General features: G+C 62.4%; 22 protein-coding genes. 12 read left to right on the top strand and 10 right to left on the bottom strand.

Annotation, left to right across the window (positions count from 1 at the left end):
* Positions 1-127 precede the first annotated feature (127 nt).
* Positions 128-763 carry a response regulator transcription factor gene (locus FHW69_RS17885; RefSeq protein WP_183424468.1) on the top strand — a complete coding sequence of 212 codons (636 nt, stop codon included), beginning with the start codon at positions 128-130 and terminating at the stop codon, positions 761-763.
* A 4-nt stretch (positions 764-767) separates the two neighbouring features.
* Here the strand turns inward: FHW69_RS17885 and FHW69_RS17880 are convergent, their stop codons facing one another.
* From FHW69_RS17880 to FHW69_RS17870, 3 genes are all read right to left on the bottom strand, one after another.
* Positions 768-1,568, bottom strand: a complete 801-nt coding sequence (locus FHW69_RS17880) for a DUF3025 domain-containing protein (RefSeq protein WP_183424467.1) — start codon at positions 1,566-1,568, stop codon at positions 768-770.
* A gap of 3 nt (positions 1,569-1,571) precedes the next feature.
* Positions 1,572-2,891 (bottom strand): 30S ribosomal protein S12 methylthiotransferase RimO, encoded by a 1,320-nt coding sequence (gene rimO / locus FHW69_RS17875; RefSeq protein WP_183424466.1) that lies wholly within the window; start codon positions 2,889-2,891, stop codon positions 1,572-1,574.
* Positions 2,892-3,083: 192 nt separating this feature from the next.
* A complete protein-coding gene (locus tag FHW69_RS17870) occupies positions 3,084-3,425 on the bottom strand; it encodes a hypothetical protein (RefSeq protein ID WP_183424465.1) in 342 nt (113 codons plus the stop codon).
* A 153-nt stretch (positions 3,426-3,578) separates the two neighbouring features.
* Between FHW69_RS17870 and FHW69_RS17865 the strand changes: the two genes are divergently transcribed.
* The 3 genes from FHW69_RS17865 to FHW69_RS17855 all read left to right on the top strand — a co-directional run bounded on the left by FHW69_RS17865 (position 3,579) and on the right by FHW69_RS17855 (position 5,410).
* Positions 3,579-4,253: a dienelactone hydrolase family protein gene (locus FHW69_RS17865; protein WP_183424464.1), complete on the top strand. Its 675-nt coding sequence runs from the start codon at positions 3,579-3,581 to the stop codon at positions 4,251-4,253.
* Entirely contained in the window at positions 4,250-4,672 is a 423-nt protein-coding gene (locus FHW69_RS17860; protein ID WP_183424463.1) for an HIT family protein, read from the top strand. The genes FHW69_RS17865 and FHW69_RS17860 overlap by 4 nt, the downstream gene beginning before the upstream one ends.
* A gap of 396 nt (positions 4,673-5,068) precedes the next feature.
* On the top strand, positions 5,069-5,410 hold the full coding sequence (locus tag FHW69_RS17855; protein ID WP_183424462.1) for a hypothetical protein: 342 nt from the start codon (positions 5,069-5,071) through the stop codon (positions 5,408-5,410).
* Between the two features lie 303 nt (positions 5,411-5,713).
* Here FHW69_RS17855 and FHW69_RS17850 read toward each other — a convergent pair whose 3' ends face one another.
* The 3 genes from FHW69_RS17850 to apbC form a co-directional block, all read right to left on the bottom strand.
* Positions 5,714-6,217 carry a hypothetical protein gene (locus FHW69_RS17850; RefSeq protein WP_183424461.1) on the bottom strand — a complete coding sequence of 168 codons (504 nt, stop codon included), beginning with the start codon at positions 6,215-6,217 and terminating at the stop codon, positions 5,714-5,716.
* Between the two features lie 95 nt (positions 6,218-6,312).
* Positions 6,313-6,879 (bottom strand): dCTP deaminase, encoded by a 567-nt coding sequence (gene dcd / locus FHW69_RS17845; protein WP_183424460.1) that lies wholly within the window; start codon positions 6,877-6,879, stop codon positions 6,313-6,315.
* An 89-nt stretch (positions 6,880-6,968) separates the two neighbouring features.
* Positions 6,969-8,054, bottom strand: a complete 1,086-nt coding sequence (apbC, locus tag FHW69_RS17840; protein ID WP_183424459.1) for an iron-sulfur cluster carrier protein ApbC — start codon at positions 8,052-8,054, stop codon at positions 6,969-6,971.
* A 119-nt stretch (positions 8,055-8,173) separates the two neighbouring features.
* Here apbC and FHW69_RS17835 point away from each other — a divergent pair, with 119 nt between their 5' ends.
* The 4 genes from FHW69_RS17835 to nth all read left to right on the top strand — a co-directional run bounded on the left by FHW69_RS17835 (position 8,174) and on the right by nth (position 12,075).
* A complete protein-coding gene (locus tag FHW69_RS17835; RefSeq protein ID WP_183424458.1) occupies positions 8,174-8,620 on the top strand; it encodes a DUF2147 domain-containing protein in 447 nt (148 codons plus the stop codon).
* A gap of 86 nt (positions 8,621-8,706) precedes the next feature.
* Positions 8,707-10,800: a methionine--tRNA ligase gene (metG, locus tag FHW69_RS17830; RefSeq protein ID WP_183424457.1), complete on the top strand. Its 2,094-nt coding sequence runs from the start codon at positions 8,707-8,709 to the stop codon at positions 10,798-10,800.
* A 28-nt stretch (positions 10,801-10,828) separates the two neighbouring features.
* A complete protein-coding gene (locus FHW69_RS17825; protein ID WP_183424456.1) occupies positions 10,829-11,443 on the top strand; it encodes an RnfABCDGE type electron transport complex subunit B in 615 nt (204 codons plus the stop codon).
* A complete protein-coding gene (nth, locus tag FHW69_RS17820; RefSeq protein WP_183424455.1) occupies positions 11,440-12,075 on the top strand; it encodes an endonuclease III in 636 nt (211 codons plus the stop codon). Before FHW69_RS17825 ends, nth begins: the two co-directional genes overlap by 4 nt.
* Before the next feature lie 37 nt (positions 12,076-12,112).
* On the opposite strand, the gene FHW69_RS17815 is transcribed toward nth, so the two are convergent.
* The 4 genes from FHW69_RS17815 to FHW69_RS17800 all read right to left on the bottom strand — a co-directional run bounded on the left by FHW69_RS17815 (position 12,113) and on the right by FHW69_RS17800 (position 16,535).
* Positions 12,113-13,627, bottom strand: coding sequence for a SulP family inorganic anion transporter (locus FHW69_RS17815; protein WP_183424454.1), 1,515 nt, complete (start codon positions 13,625-13,627; stop codon positions 12,113-12,115).
* A gap of 11 nt (positions 13,628-13,638) precedes the next feature.
* Positions 13,639-14,322 carry a carbonic anhydrase gene (locus FHW69_RS17810; protein ID WP_183424453.1) on the bottom strand — a complete coding sequence of 228 codons (684 nt, stop codon included), beginning with the start codon at positions 14,320-14,322 and terminating at the stop codon, positions 13,639-13,641.
* Between the two features lie 118 nt (positions 14,323-14,440).
* A complete protein-coding gene (locus FHW69_RS17805) occupies positions 14,441-14,746 on the bottom strand; it encodes a hypothetical protein (protein WP_183424452.1) in 306 nt (101 codons plus the stop codon).
* Positions 14,747-15,167: 421 nt separating this feature from the next.
* Positions 15,168-16,535 (bottom strand): carbohydrate porin, encoded by a 1,368-nt coding sequence (locus FHW69_RS17800; protein WP_183424451.1) that lies wholly within the window; start codon positions 16,533-16,535, stop codon positions 15,168-15,170.
* Positions 16,536-16,750: 215 nt separating this feature from the next.
* On the opposite strand from FHW69_RS17800, the gene rnt reads away from it, so the two are divergent.
* From rnt to pstA, 4 genes are all read left to right on the top strand, one after another.
* A complete protein-coding gene (gene rnt, locus FHW69_RS17795; protein WP_183424450.1) occupies positions 16,751-17,425 on the top strand; it encodes a ribonuclease T in 675 nt (224 codons plus the stop codon).
* Positions 17,426-17,704: 279 nt separating this feature from the next.
* On the top strand, positions 17,705-18,721 hold the full coding sequence (pstS, locus tag FHW69_RS17790) for a phosphate ABC transporter substrate-binding protein PstS (RefSeq protein ID WP_183424513.1): 1,017 nt from the start codon (positions 17,705-17,707) through the stop codon (positions 18,719-18,721).
* Between the two features lie 111 nt (positions 18,722-18,832).
* Positions 18,833-19,861, top strand: coding sequence for a phosphate ABC transporter permease subunit PstC (pstC, locus tag FHW69_RS17785; protein WP_183424449.1), 1,029 nt, complete (start codon positions 18,833-18,835; stop codon positions 19,859-19,861).
* Entirely contained in the window at positions 19,861-20,733 is an 873-nt protein-coding gene (gene pstA / locus FHW69_RS17780; protein WP_183424448.1) for a phosphate ABC transporter permease PstA, read from the top strand. Before pstC ends, pstA begins: the two co-directional genes overlap by 1 nt.
* The last annotated feature ends 19 nt before the right edge of the window (positions 20,734-20,752 follow it).

Genomic DNA, 20,752 nt, shown 5'->3' with positions numbered 1-20,752 from the left:
TTAGCAGTAAAATTAAGATAATTCGGAAAATCATGCTGATCCGTACGCGCGACGATGGTTCCTAGGCATAATCAATGGCAAGCGATTCGTGAAGTTGTCGCGCCGTCCCAAACGAGAACCATAAAGCATGTCGCTCAAAGTCATCCTAGCCGACGACCACCCGCTGGTAGCGATCGGGGGCTCCCTGGCCCTTCGTACCGCGGGCATCAATGTGGTGGCCACCGCCAAGAATGCGGATGAACTGGTCCAGCTGCTGCGCGAACATCCCTGCGATGTGGTGATTACCGATTTCCTGATGCCCAGCGAATCGCAGAACGATGGCCTGACGCTCATCGAGAACGTTACCCGCGAATTTCCGGACGTTTCGCTGCTGGTGCTGACCATGATCGACCGGGCCAGCGCCCTGCACGCCATGCTGGCGCGCGGCGCGGCGGGCATCGTGGACAAGCGCTCGCCGATGGATGAACTGGCTGACGCCGTGCGCGCCGTGGATGCCGGTGAAACCTACCTCAGCGAAAGCCTGCTCCATGCGCTGAACGAGGCAGAAAAAACGGCCACGCCCACCACCGACATGCCTTTGTCGCCCCGCGAGAGCGATGTGATCCGGATGTTTGTCAGCGGCCTGTCGCTGGGCGAAATCGCAGAGCGCGAAGGCAAATCCGTCAAGACCATCAGCCGCCAGAAGCGCGACGCGATGCGCAAGTTAGGCGTGGATCACGACAGCTTGCTGGGTCAGTACGCCCGCGATCACGGCCTGATCTGAACGATCAGCCCAACAGCGCCGGCGGATATGTCCGTCCGGCGCGCAGCGGTTGAAAGCACGCCGCTTCCCGATAGAACGCTTCCTCATCCGTTCGCGTGTGCCAGCCCGGCACGCCGCTCACCGGCAATGGGCGCAATTCCTGCGGATCTCGAAGAATGCTGCCGTCACTGATAACGTTGGCGCACAGCTGCGCGACATCCACCGATGCATCGCCCATCACCACCAGCGCCTTGCCCACCAGCAGCGTGTCCGGTGTCAGCGCGTGTTCCAGCAGCGCGTGTCCAAACACTTCCACGCGCGCGTCGCCACGCAGCCATGCATCGCGGTGACGCCAGAAGAGCCCGTGCCAGTCGTGGACATCCCATGCGTCCAGCATCGCGGGATCACTCAGCACCACCAGCAAACCGGCCTCATCAAAATGGGTAAGCGCACACTGCGGGCGTGAGCGCTGCTTGCGCCCCATGAGCGCAATCTCGACCATCTGCCTCGCATTGAGCGCACGCTTCAATGCCGGATAGCGAAGCCAGACGAGTGCGTTGAGAAGGTCGTGCCAGTTGTCTGCACGCGTGGCGATGGCACCGTGATTCGCGATGCGCTCTTCGTAATGCAGCCCATCGGACAGCAGCGCCACATCCTGCGTGACAAACGTGCGCCCGGCATCGCGGCCGGGCAGCGCATTGAGCGCCGCCACGTCGGGCCAATGATCAGAGCCGAGCAGATCGTGGGCGAATGCCCACCGGGAAAGCGGTGGCACCCCGAGAAGACGGCGGTCGAAGGCCGCCCTCGTGGGTGCCACGTAACGCATGGGTCAGACCAGGTGACCGTAAAGATCGTGCGCGTCGGCGTCTTCGATCACCACGTCCACGAACTGACCCGGTTTCAGCAGCTGGCCATCGTCGATGCGCACGGCACCGTCGATTTCGGGCGCATCGGCGCTGGAACGGCCCCATGCACCCTCGGCGTCCACTTCATCCACAAGCACTTTCATGGTGCGGCCGATCTTGCGCTGCAACTTCGCTGCCGAGATTTCGGCCTGCACCGCCATGAACTGCTCAAGGCGGTCTTCCTTCAGCTCTTCGTCGATCGGGTTCGGCAGATCGTTGGCGAGCGCGCCGTCCACCGGCGAGTAGGCAAACGCGCCCACGCGGTCAAGCTCGGCTTCGCGCAAGAAGTTGAGCAGCTCCTGGAATTCCTCGTTGGTCTCGCCGGGGAAGCCCACGATGAAGGTGCTGCGGATGGTCAGGTCCGGCACCTGGCGGCGCCAGTTCTGGATGCGCTCCAGCGTCTTGTCGACGTTGCCGGGACGCTTCATCAGTTTCAGGATGCGCGGGCTGGCGTGCTGGAACGGGATGTCCAGGTACGGGAGGATCTTGCCTTCCGCCATCAGCGGCATGACTTCGTCCACGTGCGGGTACGGGTACACGTAGTGCAGGCGGGTCCACACACCCAGTTCGGACAGGCCCTGGCACAGCTCTGTCATGCGCGTGCGGTACTCGCGACCGCGCCAGGTGCGCTCGGCGTAACGCATGTCCACGCCGTATGCACTGGTGTCCTGGGAAATGACCAGCAGTTCGCGAACGCCGCCCTTCACCAGCTTTTCGGCCTCGATCAGCACTTCGTCCACCGGACGGCTGACCAGGTCACCGCGCATCGACGGAATGATGCAGAAGCTGCAACGGTGGTTGCAGCCTTCGGAAATCTTCAGGTACGCGTAATGCTTCGGCGTGAGCTTCACGCCCGTGTCCGGCACCAGATCCAGCAGCGGATTACGCTTGGGCGGCAGTGCCGCGTGCACTGCGCTCATGACACTGGCGTAATCCTGCGGCCCGGTGATGGCCAGCACGTCGGGGTAAGCCTCGCGGATCAGCTCCGAACGCTTGCCCAGGCAGCCGGTGACGATGACCTTGCCGTTCTCGTGAAGGGCTTCGCCGATGGCGTCCAGCGACTCCTGCACGGCCGAGTCGATGAAGCCGCAGGTGTTGACCACCACGGCGTCAGCCGCGCCGTAGGTCGGCACGATCTCGTACCCCTCTACTTTCAGCTGGGTAAGGATGCGCTCGGAATCGACCAAAGCCTTCGGACAACCGAGACTGACGAAACCTACTTTCGGGGCGGCCTGGGACGACATGGTCGTGGGTACCGGGAGGTGGGAAACCGGCCATTATACCCGGTTCCTCCCTTCCCGCCCGAAAGACACCTTTGCCAGGGATCGGGGCAGGTCTCAACGGGGAATGGACTCATTTATAGCGCAACCGGCTACCTGCGCCAGACGAAGCTTTCGTCGAGCAGGGAGCCTGGGCCGGCGACACGCGGGAAAGCCTCAGGGCATCGGCTCTTCGTGCTCAAAGTAGGTTTCGTAACCTGCAACGACGTAGGCAAGCTGGAACTCGACGACACCCATCACCGCGTCAAGCTTATAGCCTGTGATCTCCCCGCGCCTGGCAGCAGATGCCAGGGCTTTTGTCGCTTCCGCCAGATCGTCGGCCGCTTTCTGAAAAGCGGCCATCGTATCGGTCAACGCCGGATAGTCCAGGTTGCCTGCCCGCCTGTCAGCTGCCTTGCTCAAGGCCTCAAACTCATCCAGCGTGACATCCTCGTCTCCCATCGTCTGGTCAATATAGTTCTGAACGCCCGCATTCGTGGATGTAATCGTCAGCGCCATGGCATTACTTCCGTCGTCAGGGAGCCGGACTATGCACCTGCCCGTGAGACGCATCCACTCGCTGCTCTCGCGGAGATTGCACGCTTGTAGGAGTATTCCTACCACTGATGGCCAGTCACCGTTTCCCTGTCACCCACAATCACGGAGTTTACGATGGGTAGCTTCATCACTCTCGACACCACCCGACCCAATGAGTCCATGGACGCCTACGTCGCACGGCCTGCCGGGACGCCCAAAGGCGGCATCGTGGTGATCCAGGAAATCTTCGGCGTGAACGCCCATATTCGCAGCGTGGCCGACCGGTTTGCCGACCAGGGGTATGTCGCCATAGCGCCCGCCCTGTTTGATCCTGTGCAGAAGCACGTGGACATGGGTTATGACCCTGAGTCGGCGCAGAAAGGCGTGAAACTGGTCACCGAACTGGGCCTTCGTCGTCCGATGGAGGACGTAGGCATTGCCGCGCTCGCCATCGCCGACGCCGGCAAGGTTGGCACGGTGGGATATTGCTGGGGCGGCACCATCGCGGTGATGGCTGCCATCCGGCTTGGCCTGCCCTCGGCCAGTTACTACGGCTCGCGCAACGTTCCGTTTCTCACCGAGGAAGCCAAGGCGCCCGTGGTGTTCCATTTCGGGGAACGTGATCACTCCATCCCGGCAGACATGGTGGAAAAGCATCGCGAATTGATGCCGCAAATGGATACCTGGGTGTATCCGGCGGATCACGGCTTCAACTGCGACGCACGCTCCAGCTACGACGAGTCCAGTGCGACGCTGGCGATGGAGCGCACGCTCGCGTTCTTCGCAAAACATCTGGCCGCTGACGCGTGAGGTTCGAACTGGATGCCCGCCTCGCGGGCGACACGCTTGTGGTGGGCGACCTGCCGCTTTGCCGTGTCCTGCTGATGAACGACGCACGCTTCCCATGGTTGGTACTGGTGCCGAGGCATGACGGCCTGGCCGAGATCACGGACCTTTCCAGGAGCGACCAGCAGGCGTTGTGGGACGAAGTGAACCAGGCAACGGAGGCCCTGCGCGGTACGGGCCCGTGCGAGAAGATCAACATCGGTGCGCTGGGCAACATCGTGCGGCAGCTGCATGTGCATGTCGTTGCCCGCCGCGTGGGCGACGATGCGTGGCCCGGCCCTGTATGGGGAAGCGGCCGGCCATTACCGCGGGATGAAACGGATTCTGCCGAGCTGATCCGTCGCCTCCGCGAAAAGCTGCCTGTGGAGTTACCCGGACAATGATGGCAATGGCCCGACGTCGCAGTACATGCCGCGTCGGGCCATTGCATGCACTCCGGTCACGAGGCGCCATAGCCACCGACATTTTTTCGGCAAAACAGTCGGCAATCCTGCGGACGTGGACGTTCACGCCCCCGATGTCCCGACTCGCGACGATGCCTGCCATTGCCGTTTTATTCGGCCATAGGATGTAGGCGTTCATGGCCTCATTGGGTGCGCCGGTGCAAGCGTGACGCTGTCGCCCGATGCGGGCGCGATGATTGTGATTGACAGGGAAACATTGAGCGGCCATCGGATGTAGGAGTCCGCCTCTGCGCGCGCCATGTGAGCGGGCGGGGAGAGTTGCGCGCACTCTGCGATGAAGTCTAGGTTCAGCCACCCACCCATAAGGAGCGTGTTATGAGCCTGACTTTGACATCTACCGATCCGGGCGTTAGCTACTACTTGCAACAGATCGACGCGGACAAAACCGTAACGCAGGACGAATTTGAAAAGTTGAGCAAGAACGCCGATCGCTGGGCCGACAGCATGGACTACAAAGAACTGGGCGGCACGATGAAAGCCGTTCAGGACGCCGCCGACGTACTGGCCGCCGCGATCCAAGCCCTGGCACGCACCGCGCGGACGGGAGGTCTAGAGAAGGATGCCCTTGACGCGGTGACAGGCGCCACGGAGTTCCAGCTCGCCTATGTGATCGGCGCCTACAAAACCAGCTTTGAAGGCGTCCAAAAGACGTCGTAAGGACAGTCGAACGACAACGCAGGCACCCACGACCGATCCGGCGTAACGGCGAGCGCCCCAACGTCTTGCATGCACGATCCTGTCGTCGCTGACGGCAACCAAAGCAGATTTCGAGAATTGACCCACGGATAGCCAACATCCACGAACCATGGTGGCAATGCCCGCCTGATCGACCAGCGCCAGCCCATGGCCTGGCGCTCACCCAAAAGAAAAAGGCGCCCCTCTCACGAGGGGCGCCTTCCTGACCGTCGCAGCGCGTTTTGACCGGCTACTGAACGTCGTTTTTTCGACCCTGATGCACGATCAGAAACCCTGCTGGTTCCGGTTCGACGGATCGTAGGTGCCGCTTGCCGCGTCCTTGCCCTGCATGCGATCCGGAAGCTCCGACTTCTGCGGTGTGTCTTCCAGCGCGCGGGCCTTGGCCTCGACGGCATTCAGACGAATGAGTTCGCCCTTCTTGTCGTAGTACACGGTGAAACCGTAATCGAGCTGCATGCGGGCCATGAAGCCAAGATGGTTGTCGCGGATCTTGGACTCATCGCTGGGCAGCAGCAGCACGGTCTTGGGCAGGTGGCCGGTGTCTTTCAGGAAGCTGAAGTGACTGCCGGTGTCGGCGGCGGACAGCACTGCGCCATCCACGAGGAACTGGCCACTCTTGTAAGCCTTCAGCGTCATGTCGAACTGACCCTGTTCGGTCGACACATGATCGACCTTGGAGCTGCCGCTGTGGCAGCCGGCAAGCACGAGCAGGCTGGCAAGCATGGCGGCGGCGCCAGCGCGGGCCAGCCAGGTGGGAACACGGATCATGCGGTGAATCTCCCTGAAGTTTGGGGGTGGTTCATGGAATGGGCGAGTCTACCGCTCGACCGGGTCATACGTGAATGCGACGACGCGCGGTTCGTTCAGGTGCTGGGCAGCGTGACGCCGCGCTGGCCCTGATATTTGCCGCCGCGGTCGGCGTAGCTGACTTCGCATTCCTCGTCTGATTCGAGGAAAAGCATCTGCGCCACGCCCTCATTGGCGTAGATTTTTGCGGGAAGCGGCGTCGTGTTGGAAAATTCCAGCGTGACATGGCCTTCCCACTCCGGCTCAAGCGGCGTCACATTGACGATGATGCCGCAGCGCGCGTAGGTGCTTTTGCCCAGGCAGATGGTGAGCACTTTGCGCGGAATGCGGAAGTATTCGACCGTGCGGGCCAGGGCAAAGGAGTTGGGCGGAATAATGCAGACGTCCGATGTCACGTCCACGAAGCTGCGCTCATCGAAGGCCTTGGGGTCAACGATGGTGGAGTTGATGTTGGTGAACACCTTGAATTCGGCGGCGCAGCGCACGTCGTAACCGTAGCTGGAGGTGCCGTAAGACACGAGGCGGTGGCCATCGCGCTCTTTCACCTGCCCCGGTGCAAACGGCTCGATCATGCCGTGCTCTTCGGCCATGCGGCGGATCCACTTGTCGGACTTGATACTCAACTTCAGATCTCCGTAGGGCCCGCGCAGGCACCTGCCCACGCGTGCGTATAACTAAAGAAAGGTACGCCAACTGCGCCCCGGGGCGCCAGTCAGGTGTTCTGGATGACGATCTTCGGGAAAGTGATCGCCTTGTTCCGGGCCTGCAACGACAGCCGCGCGGCTGCCGAACGGGCAATGGCGCGATAACGGGCGGTCAGGTCCGAATCGGGAATGGCGACCACGGTGGGCGTGCCGCCGTCTGCCTGCTCACGGATGCGGATGTCCAGCGGCAGCTCACCCAGGAAGGGGATGCCGAACTGTTCGGCCATGCGTGCACCGCCGCCGTGGCCGAAGATGTGTTCCTCATGGCCGCAGTTAGAGCACACGTGGGTGGCCATGTTCTCGACCACGCCCAGCACCGGCACTTCCACCTTTTCAAACATCTTCAGCGCCTTCTTGGCATCCAGCAGCGCGATGTCCTGGGGCGTGGTCACGATGATCGCACCGGACACCGGCACCTTCTGCGACAGCGTCAGCTGGATGTCGCCCGTGCCGGGCGGCAGGTCGATGATCAGGTAGTCGAGGTCTTCCCAGCGGGTGTCAGTCAGAAGTTGCATCAGCGCCTGGGTAACCATGGGACCGCGCCAGATCATGGGCGTGTCCTCGTCGATCAGTACGCCGATGGACATGGCCTGCAGCCCGTGAGCCCGCATGGGCACGATGCTCTTGCCATCCGGCGACGCGGGCTTGCCCGTGAGGCCAAGCATGCGCGGCTGGCTGGGGCCGTAAATGTCGGCGTCCAGAATGCCGACATTGGCACCCTCCGCTGCAAGGGCCAGGGCCAGATTGACCGAGACCGTGGACTTGCCCACGCCACCCTTGCCCGAAGCGACGGCAATGATGTTCTTCACGCCAGGCAAGGGCGCGAGCTGGCCCTGTACCTTGTGAGCGTGGATGCGGTGAGTCACCGAGACGGTGGCGGCATCAATGACCGGATCCGCTTCCAGCGCGGCTTTGGCAGCGGCGGCGGCCGCATCCAGATAGCCGCGGGCCGGATAGCCGAGCTGGATATCCACCGACACGCGGGCGCCGTCGACGCCCACCGCCCGGATCGACGGAGCGAGAGGCTGGCCCGAATGCGGGTCAATGACCCCTTCGAGAAGGCTGCGTACGAGGGTTTCGCTGGCGTGGCTCATGAGACAGGTCAAATGCAGGGATCGCCCATTATGCCAGCCGTGGCGCAATGCAGCTTGACGACCCGGCGAAGGCTCGTCAGTCTCCGGGCCATACAGAACCGTACGGGGAGTCCCAACGCATGAAGCAACTGTTCCGCGCCGCTGTCGCCGCCGCCCTCGTCCTCGCTGCCGTGCCGGCTTTCGCCGCCTCCGACAGCCCTGTTGGCAAATGGCGCACGATCGACGACACGACCCACAAGCCGAAGTCGGTGGTGGAAATCACCGAGACCAACGGCGTACTGGAAGGAAAAGTGCTTGAGGTGCTTCAGTCCGACCAGGGCCCGCACCCCACCTGCACGGCCTGCGATGGCGACCTGAAGAACAAGCCCATCGAAGGCATGCGGATCATGTGGGGCCTGAAGAAGGACGGCGACCAGTGGTCCGGCGGCCAGATCCTCGATCCGAAGAAGGGCAAGATCTACAAGGTCAAGCTCGAACTGACCGATGGCGGCGAAAAGCTCGACGTGCATGGCTACATCGGCTTCTCGCTGCTGGGCCGCAGCCAGATCTGGGAACGGATCAACTGATTTTCCCTCCGGGGAGCGGCCTCGCCCGCTCCCCGATGGCGGACCCCATGCCATAATCTTCGGTCATTCCGCAGACCGGGCCCGTCATGCCGCGCCGCATTCTCGTTACCAACGCCCTTCCCTACGCCAACGGCCCGCTGCACCTGGGCCACCTGCTCGGCTACATCCAGGCCGACATCTGGGCGCGCGCGCAGCGCATGCGGGGCAACGAAGTGCATTTCGTGGCGGGCGAAGACGCCCACGGCACGCCCATCATGCTGGCGGCCGAGAAGGCCGGGATCACAACCGAAGCGTTCATCGACAACATCCGTGCGGGTCACGAAGCGGATTTCACCGATTTCCACTTCAGCTACGACCAGTACCACACCACCCATTCGCCGGAAAACCGCGAGCTGGCCACGGCCATCTATACGCGCCTGCGCGATGCCGGTTTCATCGCCCGCCGCGACATCCAGCAGCTTTATGACCCGGAAAAGGACATGTTCCTGCCGGATCGCTACATCAAGGGCGTGTGCCCGAACTGCGGCACGGCCGACCAGTACGGTGACAACTGCGAGAACTGCGGCGCCACTTACGCGCCCACCGACCTGATCAACCCGTATTCGGTGATGTCCGGCGTCACCCCGGTGCTGCGCGATTCGGAGCACTACTTCTTCGAACTGGGCAAATTCGAGACCCTGCTGCGCGAGTGGCTGGGTGGCCAACGCACGGGCGGCGTGCCTGTCGCCAATTCGGGCGTCGTGGCCAAACTGATGGAATGGCTTGATGGGGGCCTGCGCGACTGGGACATTTCCCGCGACGCGCCCTACTTCGGCTTCCCCATCCCGGATGCACCGGGCAAGTTCTTCTACGTGTGGCTGGATGCGCCGGTCGGTTATCTGGCAGCGTTCAAGGCACTGTGCGACCGCACCGGCACGCGTTTCGACGACTTCCTCGCCGAAGGCAGCTCCGCCGAGATGCACCACTTCATCGGCAAGGACATCATCAATTTCCACGGCCTGTTCTGGCCCGCCATGTTGCATGGCGCGCAGATGCGCACGCCCACGGCGCTGCACGTCAACGGTTACCTGACCGTCAACGGCGCCAAGATGTCCAAGTCGCGCGGCACCTTCATCAAGGCGCGCACGTATCTGGACTCGGGCCTGCATCCGGAAGCGCTTCGCTACTATTTCGCCACGATGCTGAGCGCGACGCCGGTCGACGTGGACCTGGACCTCAAGGCCTTTGAAGAACGGGTCAACTCGCACCTGGTTGGCAAATGGGCCAACATCGCCAGCCGCACGGCCGGCTTTGTGCACAGCCACTTTGCCGGCAAGCTCGGCGACCGGTTCGACGACGAAGCCACCCAGCTCTGGCAGTCGCTGCTCGCCCAGTACGACGGCGTGGATGCACTTTACGAGAGCGACGACTACGCAGAAGTCACCCGCCGTTTCGTGGCCATGGCAGACACCGTCAACGGCTACATCGCCGCGCGCGCGCCGTGGGTGCTGGCGCGCGATGAAGCGCGACGCGACGAACTGCTGCAGGTGTGCACGTTCGCCATCAATGCGTTCCGCCTGCTGTCCGGCCTGCTCAAGCCCATTCTTCCGGTCACCGTGGCGGCAGCCGAAGCCTTCCTCGATGCACCCATTGGTGACTTCACCGACGCACGTCGCGAACTCTTCGGCCACACGGTGAAGACCTTCGAACCGCTGTTCTCCCGCCTGGATGCCAAACGCATCGAAGCAATGGTGGACGCGTCGAAAGATTCGCTCGCCGCTCCCGATGCACCGAAAAAAGCACCCGCAAAAACCAGCAAACCCAAGGAAGCACCCAAAGCCATGACCGAGACCGCCAGCGAAACCGCCAGCACCATTTCCATCGACGATTTCGCCAAACTCGACCTGCGCATCGGCAAGGTCGTCGCCTGCCAGTTCGTTGAAGGCTCCGACAAGCTGCTCCGCTTTGAACTGGACGCAGGCCCTCTCGGTTCGCGCCAGATCTTCTCGGGCATCCGCGCTGCGTATGGCGAGCCGGAAAAACTGGTGGGCCGCAACGTCGTCTTCATTGCCAACCTGGCTCCGCGCAAGATGCGCTTCGGCCTGTCCGAGGGCATGATCCTGTCGGCCGGCGAAGGCGGCAGCGACCTGTTCCTGCTGGACGCCGACCAGGGCGCCGCGCCCGGCGCCACCGTCCGTTAACTCCTTACCGGCCGCACGCGCCAGGCACGTGAACACACCCACGCTAGCCGACCGGATCGACGCCCTGCTGCCACAGACGCAGTGCGAGCAATGCGGATTCCATGGTTGTCGGCCCTATGCCGACGCCATGGCCCGCGACGAAGCCGGCATCAATCTGTGCCCTCCCGGCGGCGCGCAGGGCATCGCTGCGCTCGCGCATCTGCTGGGCAAGCCGGTGATTCCACTGGACCCTGCACACGGCGTGGAGAAGCCCCGCACGCTGGCCCGCGTCGTGGAAGCCGAATGCATCGGTTGCACCAAGTGCATCCAGGTATGCCCGGTGGACGCCATTGTCGGCTCGGCCAAACTGATGCATACCGTCGTCAGTGACTTGTGCACCGGTTGCGAGCTGTGCGTCCCGGCCTGTCCGGTCGATTGCATCACGCTGGACCCGATGCCATTGAGCCAGGCGAACGATCGTCGGCACGCCGATGCTGCGCGCATGCATTTTCAGCGACGTGAGGCGCGCCTCACCGCAGAGCGCCAACGTCGCGAAGCGCAACTGGCTGCCAGCAAGGTGGATGTCGCCGCGCCCACGGCGCGTAACGCCGTACTTGAAGCACTGGCACGGGCAAAAGCCCGCAAGCAAGGCCCCGAGACATGAAGAAGGCCGACGTCGTCGAGATGTTCACGCGCTTGCGTGAACTCAATCCGCACCCGAAGACCGAGCTGGAGTACACCACACCGTTCGAGCTGCTGCTGGCTGTGGCGCTTTCCGCCCAGGCCACCGACGTGGGCGTCAACAAGGCCACGCGCCGGCTGTTCCCCGTGGCCAACACGCCTCAAGGCATTCTCGATCTGGGCGTGGAAAAACTGAAGTCGTACATCAGCACCATTGGCCTGTTCAACAACAAGGCAAAAAACGCCATCGCGATGTCGCGCATTCTGGTGGACGAGTACGGCGGCGAAGTACCCCGCTCACGCGAAGCGCTGGAAACCTTGCCCGGCGTCGGGCGCAAAACCGCCAACGTAGTGCTCAACACCGCATTCGGCGAACCCACCATCGCCGTGGACACGCATATTTTTCGCGTCGCCAACCGCACAGGCCTTGCGCCCGGCGCGGACGTGCGCAAGGTGGAAGACAAACTCGAAAAAGTGATTCCGGCCCAATTCAAGCAGGACGCCCATCACTGGCTGATCCTCCACGGCCGCTACGTGTGCAAGGCGCGCAAGCCGGACTGTCCGCAATGCGTCATCATCGACCTGTGTCGCTATAAAAAGAAGACGCCCGGCTAACCGGGCGTCTTCTTTTCAGCAAGCCTCCTGGCGTCCGCTATGCGGCGCGGGCGCCTTCGACCTTCAGATGCAGTTCCTTCCAGTCCACCACCAGTTCGCAGCCCTTCTTCGAGGCATTGCGGCCCCAGTCGCGCAGCAACTCCAGTGAAGCCTGGTCCACGTGATGCAGGCCATCCATCACCACATTGACGCGGGTGTTCGGCGGCACGCTTTCCAGCGTGCGTGCCATCGACGGCACCTTCAGGAAGGTGGCCGAGCCACGCAGCGTCAGCGATGCGGTGCCCTTCTTGTCACCATCATGGTGAGCCAGATCGACCTTCAGCTTCGAGGACATCAGGGCCAGACGGAACAGCGACAGACCAAAGCCCACGATCACACCGGTCAGCAGATCGGTCGCCACGATGGCCAGGGTGGTAGCGAGATAAATCGCTGCCGTGCCCTTGCCGAACACGGCCAGATCCTTCACCTGCTTCAGGTTGACCATCTTCACACCGGTAAACACGAGGATACCGGCCAGGCACGACACGGGAGTCATGCGCATCAGCCACGGCAGCAGCAGGGCAAACACCAGCAGCCAGGCACCGTGCATCACCGTTGCCATGCGCGTGGCAGAACCTGCCTGCACATTGGCCGCGCTGCGCACGATCACGCCCGTCATCGGCAGCGCACCGAGAAAACCGCACACCATGTTGCCCACGCCCTGAGCGGCAAGCTCGCGGTCGTAATTGGTGCGCACACCGTCGTGCATGCGATCCACGGCTGCCGCGGAGAGCAGCGTTTCGGCACTGGCGATAAAGGCGAAGGTTGCGGCGGCGATCAGCAGTGTCGAATCGAACAGGCCGAACAGGCTGCCCATGGTCGGCAGGCTGATGGCCGAGAACAGATTCGACGGCACATCCACGCGATTGACGTTGACAGCGAAGTACTGCGCCGCTGCCGTCATGGTCACCACGGCAATGAGCGCGCCAGGCAGGAACTTCATCTTCGCCGGACGCAGCTTTTCCCACGCAAGCATGATGGCGATGGTGCCCAGGCCAATCATCAGGGCGATATGCGACTCGCCCTCCCCCGTAATCGCTTCATACAGGGAGCCCGGCAGCGCAGCGAAGTTCTCAAGACCACGAGCCTTCGGCGCCGCGTCCATGAGAACGTGTGCCTGCGAGGCAACGATCAGGATGCCGATACCGGACAACATGCCGGCCACGACGGCCGGCGATGTCATGCGGAACCAGACGCCGACGCGACAGACGCCGGCTACCAGCTGAATGGCACCGGCAAGCAGCACCACCGGACCCAGCGCTGCCACACCATGCGCGCGTACCAGCTCGAACACGAGCACGGCCAGGCCCGCTGCCGGGCCGCTGACCTGCAAGGGTGAGCCCGCAATGGCACCCACCACCAGACCGCCAACGATGCCTGAGATCAACCCTGCGGAGGGCGGCATGCCCGACGCAATGGCGATGCCCATGCACAATGGCAGAGCGACAAGAAAAACGACCACTGATCCCAGCAGGTCGCGGCCAAAAAGGCCTTGGGAAAAATACGCACGCATGGTGACAATCCTTAAGCGGCGGAGGCCACCGGCACGGAGAACCGTGCGTGCGGGGTGGCGTCCGGGAGGTTGTTGCTGCCGGCGACCAACGGACGGAAGGTGCCTTCCATGGCGTCGAATGCCGTGATTTCGGTACGGGCGATGTCGTAAATCCAGCCGTGGATGCGCAGGCTGCCATTGGCCATGGCCGCAGCCACGACGGGAAGCGTGCGCATGTGCTCAAGCTGGCCCACGACGTTCTCTTCCGTCAGATAACGCAGACCTTCCTCACCGAGGATGGTCGGGCGGTTTTCTGCCACGACGTAGCGGGCAACATCGGCGTGCATCAGCCACTGCGTCACGGACGGCATGCCCTTGAGCGCGGCGGGATTCTGCAGAGCCTTCATGGCGCCGCAGTCCGAGTGGCCGCAGATGACGATGTGCTGAACTTTCAGCGCCAGCACGGCGTATTCGATGGCGGCAACGACGCCGCTGACGTGCTGCGCATACGGCGGCACGATGTTGCCCACGTTGCGATACACGAAAAGCTCGCCCGGCTCAGCGTTGAACATCAGTTCCGGCATGATGCGCGAGTCGGCGCAGGTGATGAACATGGTGTGCGGCGTCTGCCCGGAAGCCAGTTTTGCAAACAGGCTGCGGTGCTCGGCGGACATGTCACGACGGAAATCTGCAAAGCCCTGGATAAGATTTTCCATGGGAATTCCTCTCTTTATCGAATAGGGAAGGCGCACGCAAAGGCGCGCTGAATGGCGTTGGGGAAGTGCGATCGAAAGCGGGGAGATCAGCCGGAAACGGTTCGCGGCCGATGAGGGATCAGACGATCGGAGGACGCAGATCCAGCGCGGGATGGTGCGGAGTCAACGACGGCACAGGCGACATCACGACGCCAGTGGGAAAGCGCGTGACATTGACATGGCTGAAAGGGGGAACGACGAACGTGTCATCCACGCCGCCGTTATCTTCAAGGGACGGCAGATCAGCGGGGAGTTGATCGCTGTCCGGAGCATCGGCAAGCACCTGAGTCATCTCGACTGGGGTGGCATGAATGCCGTTGCCCGCCGCATCATCGTGCCATGCGGCATGAACGCCGACACTCACGAACAGCAGCGCGACCAGCACGAAAATCGTGCGGAGCGTACGGCGTGCTGTGAGGAGGGCCTGGAGGTTCATGGGGCCGAACCTACGCAGAGGCGATTGGCGTTGCAAGTGTGGCGGCGCAGCACGTGTGCGCAAATCGGGCAGGAAAGGCTTTTTCGTTCAGGCTGACGCCCATTTTTTCACTTACAAATCATATGCTTGCATCTATTCATGAATAAGCCGGCATTCCACGAATGCGCAGCCTTTTCATGCCGTTTCAGACGTCTGAACGCTCGATTCGCCGTCGCGCCGCATACGACATTTCTCAGATTTTTCGGATTGAGAGTTGACCGGGCGCACAACTGAAGTGCGAACTTCGTCAGGTCAAAATGACAAAAAGAAAGCGGCGGGCTTTCGCCCGCCGCCATGTCGTCCCTGAGTCGAACTCCCTTCCGATAACCGATCAGAAGCTCAGCATGCCCCAGAAGCCGATCTCGTTGGTCTTGTACTCATACTTCGTGAGCGCCGGACCTTCCAGATCGTTGTGCTTGTAAGCCAGAGCCAGCTTGAGGTTCTTCAGCACGTCGTACGAGACGCCGGCGTTGTAGTACGTATCTTTCAGCTTGCGGTCGATGTTGGTCGGCGTGGTGTACTTGTAGTCCAGGCTGTCGTAGCGGGCGAAGACAGCCCACTGCGGCAGGAACTTCCAGTCAGCCCACAGCGAGTAACCGTCGGCCTTGTCCTTGACGGACAGCGGTGCCGTGCCGGTACCGGTGTACTTCAGGATGTCGTCCCAGTTTTCGGCGTGGAAGTACTCACCACCGATGCCGAAGGTCTTGTCACGCCACGCCACCATGAAGTCGCCGCGCGATGCATCGCGGGTCGGCTGGCCATTGGTCACGTCGTTACCGCGCTTGCCGGTGTAACCACCGATGGCAACAACCATCTGCTCGATCGGCGAGTAGGCGAAACGGCCTTCTGCGTCGACGCTGTCCGAACGGCTCGGGTTGCGGAAACCGCGACCGTTGACCACGGAGAGCTGGTAGTTGATGGAGTTGTCGCCCGTCGTCGCACCGAGGGCATGGATACCCCAGTCGGACGAGTTGCCGAATGCGCCAACGCCGCCAGCGTTGGCCGTGGAACCGGCGCGGCCGCCTTCAAACGAACGATCGGTGATCGTGTTTTCCAGGAAGCGGTAGCCATACCACTTTTCAACGAACGGAATCCAGGGCATGTCAGCCGCACCGAAGCGCACGGTGAACAGCGGATCGAACTTGCCCTGCACGTAAGCCTTCTTCACGAAGAGGCTGGTCTGGGAGATGGCCGACACGTAGTTGAAGTCGGTGGTCAGGTTCGCCGACCAGATGTCGTCGAACTGGTGATCAACGGTCAGGTAGAAGCGCTTGACGTCAAAGCCGGTGCCGTTGACGGCGCCGTGACCGTCCACCTTCTTGCCCGGGCCGTTGGCCGCATATTCTTTGTGGTCGACGTTGGTGAAGTCGAAGAACATCGTGCCGCCGATCTTGGTGTTGCTGACCAGCTTGTCGATCTTGTCGAGCTTCTTGGCCAGATCGTCCGTCGGCTTGGCCGAGGCAACCTGCACTTCGTTGATGACCTTGGCCGTTTCGACCTGTGCATCAGCCTGCGCGTCCTGCTTGGATTCCAGCTCGGCCACCTTGGCCTGCAGTGCGGCCAGCTGGGCCTGCATCTGCTCAAGAGTGGCAGCGTCGACGCTCACCTTGGCCGGTGCTTTCTGAGTCGCGGCAACCGCCGAGAAACTGGTGAAGCCCAAGCCGGTGGCGATCGCTACCGCGAGCAATGTGGAACGCATGGAATGTCTCCGCTTGAATGAATAAGGCATGGCTGATCCCCTGTCACCCCATACGAATTTTCTCAAGGAGGGGTCTGACGGCGCGCAGCATGGCTCTGCCCGTTTACCGTTCCGTGCTGTTTTTGTGACAAAACGACGACACCAGTACGCCGTCTTAACAACTTGCGACCGGCAAGCCGCAGAACGACAGGCTCCGGGGCTGATATCCTTCGCGCATGGATAAAACGAGCAACAGCACCGCCAGCCGAATGGCCGAGCGGTTCAGGGGGTTCCTGCCGGTCGTCGTGGACGTCGAGACGGGCGGGTTTGACCCCGACCGCGACGCCCTGCTGGAGATCGCGGTCGTCCCCATTGCGATGGACGGCGCGGGCCTCATGGTTCCCCTGCCTGCCATCGCGGCCAATGTAGAGCCCTTTCCCGGCGCCAACATCGATCCGCGCTCGCTGGAGATCACCGGCATCGACCCTGACCACCCATTCCGAGGCGCGCTGTCCGAGCGGGCCGCACTGGACCATGTGTTCAACGGTGTACGTCTGGCCGTGCGCGATGCCGAATGCCAGCGGGCGGTTCTGGTCGGCCACAACGCGGCCTTTGATCTCAGCTTTCTCAACGCGGCCGTGCGCCGCGTGGGTCACAAGCGCAATCCCTTCCACCCTTTCAGCTGCTTCGACACCGCCACCCTCGGCGGCCTGGCCTACGGGCAGACCGTGCTGAGCAAGGCGGTGCTGGCCGCCGGCATCGAGTTCGATGCCCGCGAAGCCCACTCAGCCATTTACGATGCTGAGCGCACCGCTGAACTTTTCTGCGAAATCGTCAACCGCTGGCGCCGACTGGAACTTCAGGAGCGCGATCTGGCCTCTGACAACCTGCCAGGCGCCGTCGCGCTCTGACCCGGCCGTGGCAGCCACCGTGCTGCCCGTCGCCGAATCATCAACCTGTAACAATCAAACCCCACCATCGCGGCAGGGGAAATCCGGTTGTCCGTGACATCTCGCCACAAAGCGAGGAAGGACGGCAGTTGCAGGCACGTTTCCGGCGTCAAAAATGACAGCCCGGCGACGCGTGTCACACAGCTGAAACAATTAACTCATTTCATTGCAACACGGCACCCCTGAAATAGAGAGCGGGCGGGCCTCGCCCGACACCTTACATCCGAGGAACTTTCCGTGTTGACCTCAAGCAAACTCCGCATCGCAACGATCGTCGCCGCCTCCCTGTTCGGCATGGCCGCCCAGGCCACCGACATCACCGGTGCCGGTTCGAGCTTCGTTTACCCCGTCCTGTCCAAGTGGTCCGCCACGTATGCCGAGAAGACCGGCAACAAGCTGAACTACCAGTCGGTGGGTTCGGGCGCCGGCGTCGCGCAGATCAAGGAAGGCACCATCGACTTCGGCGCGTCCGATGCTCCGATGAAGGCCGAAGACCTGCAGCAGTTCGGCCTCGGTCAGTTCCCCGTCGTGGTCGGCGGCATCGTGCCCGTCGTCAACATCTCGGGCCTGGAAGCCGGCAAGCTGAAGCTGGACGGCGAGACCCTCGCTGACATCTACCTCGGCAAGATCAAGACCTGGAACGACACGAAGATCACCGCGCTGAACCCGGGCCTGACGCTGCCGAATACGAAGATCACCGTCGTGCATCGTTCGGACGGTTCGGGCACGTCGTTCAACTTCACCAACTACCTGTCCAAGGTCAGCAACGAGTGGGCGACCCAGGTCAAGTTCGGCACGGCCGTTGAATGGCCGACCGGCGTGGGTGGCAAGGGCAACGAAGGTGTGTCGCAGTACGTCCGCCAGATCCCGGGCTCGATCGGTTACGTCGAGTACGCTTACGCGGTCAAGAACAAGATCACCTACGCACAGCTGAAGAACGCTTCGGGCGCTTACGTGCAGCCGAACGCCAAGACGTTCGCCGCCGCCGCCGCCACGGCCGACTGGAAGAACTCCAAGGACTTCAACCTGATCATGACCAACGCGCCGGGCGCCGAGGCATGGCCGATCACGGCGACCACCTGGGTCATCATGTACAAGAAGGCCAAGAACGCCTCGCACGCCAAGGTTGCTTTCGACTTCTTCAAGTGGTCGCTTGAGAATGGTCAGGACCAGGCCGCTTCGCTCGATTACGTGGCCCTGCCGGACACCCTGGTCAAGCAGATCGAAGGTTACTGGTCGGCTGAGTTCAAGAACTAAGCAAAAAAGGCAGCTGACCTTCCATCAGGTCAGCTGCGCAAAAAGGCGGGTCGCCGTACCAATGGGGACGGCGACCCATTGACGTAATGATCCACAGGAAAGCCAAGCCCCATGCACGCAAGCGTCAATCCCACCGTCTCACCCGCCCGTCAGGCGGAGGCGGCGCGCAACGCGCGAGATGCACGCAACGACCGGGTGTTCGGCTGGGTGCTCAAAAGCTGCGCCCTGCTGGTGCTTGTGGCCCTGCTTGGCGCCGCAGCTTCCACGCTGTGGGGCGGCAGTGATGCCTTCGGTACGTTTGGCTGGGGCTTCCTCACCAGTGATGCCTGGGACCCGGGCAACGACCGCTATGGCGCGCTCGTGCCAGTCATGGGCACGGTGATTACCGCGCTTATCGCCCTGATTATTGCCGTGCCGATCAGCTTCGGCATCGCCCTGTTTCTTACCGAGATCGCCCCTTCGTGGTTGCGCGGCCCGGTCAGCTCGGCCATCGAACTTCTGGCCGGCATCCCCTCGATCATCTACGGCATGTGGGGCCTTTTCATTTTCGCCCCCTTCGTGGCTGCGCACGTCAAGCCGTGGCTGATGAACAACTTCAGCGACACGCCGCCGGATGGCCAGATTTCCTGGCTGGTGCAGCATGTGCCGTGGATCGCGAAGTTCTTCTCCAGCGAATACCCATTCTTCGGCGCAGGTGTGCTCACCGCCGGCATGGTCCTGGCCATCATGATCATCCCGTTCATCTCCTCGGTGATGCGCGAAGTGTTCCAGACGGTGCCCACGCGCCTGAAGGAGTCGGCGTATGCGCTGGGTTCGAGCACATGGGAAGTGGTGTGGGACATCGTGCTGCCCTACACACGCTCGGCCGTGATCGGCGGCGTGTTCCTCGGCCTGGGCCGCGCGCTCGGCGAAACGATGGCCGTGGCCTTCGTGCTGGGCAACACGTTCAAGTTCACCCCGTCCATTCTGGAAACCGGCAGCTCCATTGCCTCGACCATCGCCAACCAGTTCGGTGAGGCAGAGGGCCTGCAGAAGTCTGCATTGATGGCGCTGGCCTTCCTGCTGTTCGTGGTCACCTTCATCGTGCTGCTGATTGCGCGCCTGATGCTGCGCCAGCTTGGCAACAAGGAGGGCCGCTGATGGCCACCTCGCACATTTACGCCCGCCGCCGCCTCAAGAACATCATCGCCATGGTGCTCAGCGTTCTGGCGACCGGCGTCGGCCTTCTGTTTCTGGCCTGGATTCTGTGGGAGACCCTGAGCCAGGGCATTTCCGCGCTGAAGCCGCAGCTGTTCACCAGGATCACCGCGTATCGTGAGGAAGGCGGCCTGGCCAACGCGATGGTCGGCAGCCTGATCCTCAACTCGCTGGGCATCCTTATTGCCACGCCCATTGGCGTGATGGCCGGTACGTGGCTGTCGGAATATTCGCTGCGCTCGCGCCTCGGGCCGGTGATCCGCTTCCTCAACGACATTCTTCTTTCGGCCCCCTCCATCGTGCTGGGCCTGTTCGCCTATACGATCATCGTGCTGCCCATGAAGTGGGCTACCAATGGCGATATCACCTTCTCCGGCTTTGCCGGCGGTATTGCGCTGGCCCTGATCGCCCTGCCCGTCATCGTGCGCACCACGGACGAAATGCTCCGCCTGGTGCCCTCCACGCTGCGAGAAGCTGCGCTGTCGCTCGGCGTGCCGCAGTGGAAGCTCACGGTGCAGATCCTGATCCGCTCGGCGCGATCCGGTATCGTGACCGGCGTGCTGCTTGCCCTGGCGCGCATCAGCGGCGAAACCGCCCCGCTGCTGTTCACCGCCTTCGGCAACAACTTCATGACCTTCAATCCGCTGGACAAGATGCCGAGCCTTCCGCAGGTCATCTACGAATACACGAAGGATCCCAGCCCGGACATCAACACGCTTGCGTGGGCCGGTGCATTCGTCCTGACCATGTTCGTCCTGCTGCTCAGCCTCACTGCCCGCTTCGCGTTCTCGCGCTCCAAGGTGTCCAATGACTAACATGAACGAAGCCGCTCCC

This window comes from Luteibacter sp. Sphag1AF, from assembly GCF_014192715.1.
Taxonomy (GTDB): Bacteria; Pseudomonadota; Gammaproteobacteria; order Xanthomonadales; family Rhodanobacteraceae; genus Luteibacter.
This window is presented reverse-complemented; position numbering and strand designations above follow the sequence as displayed.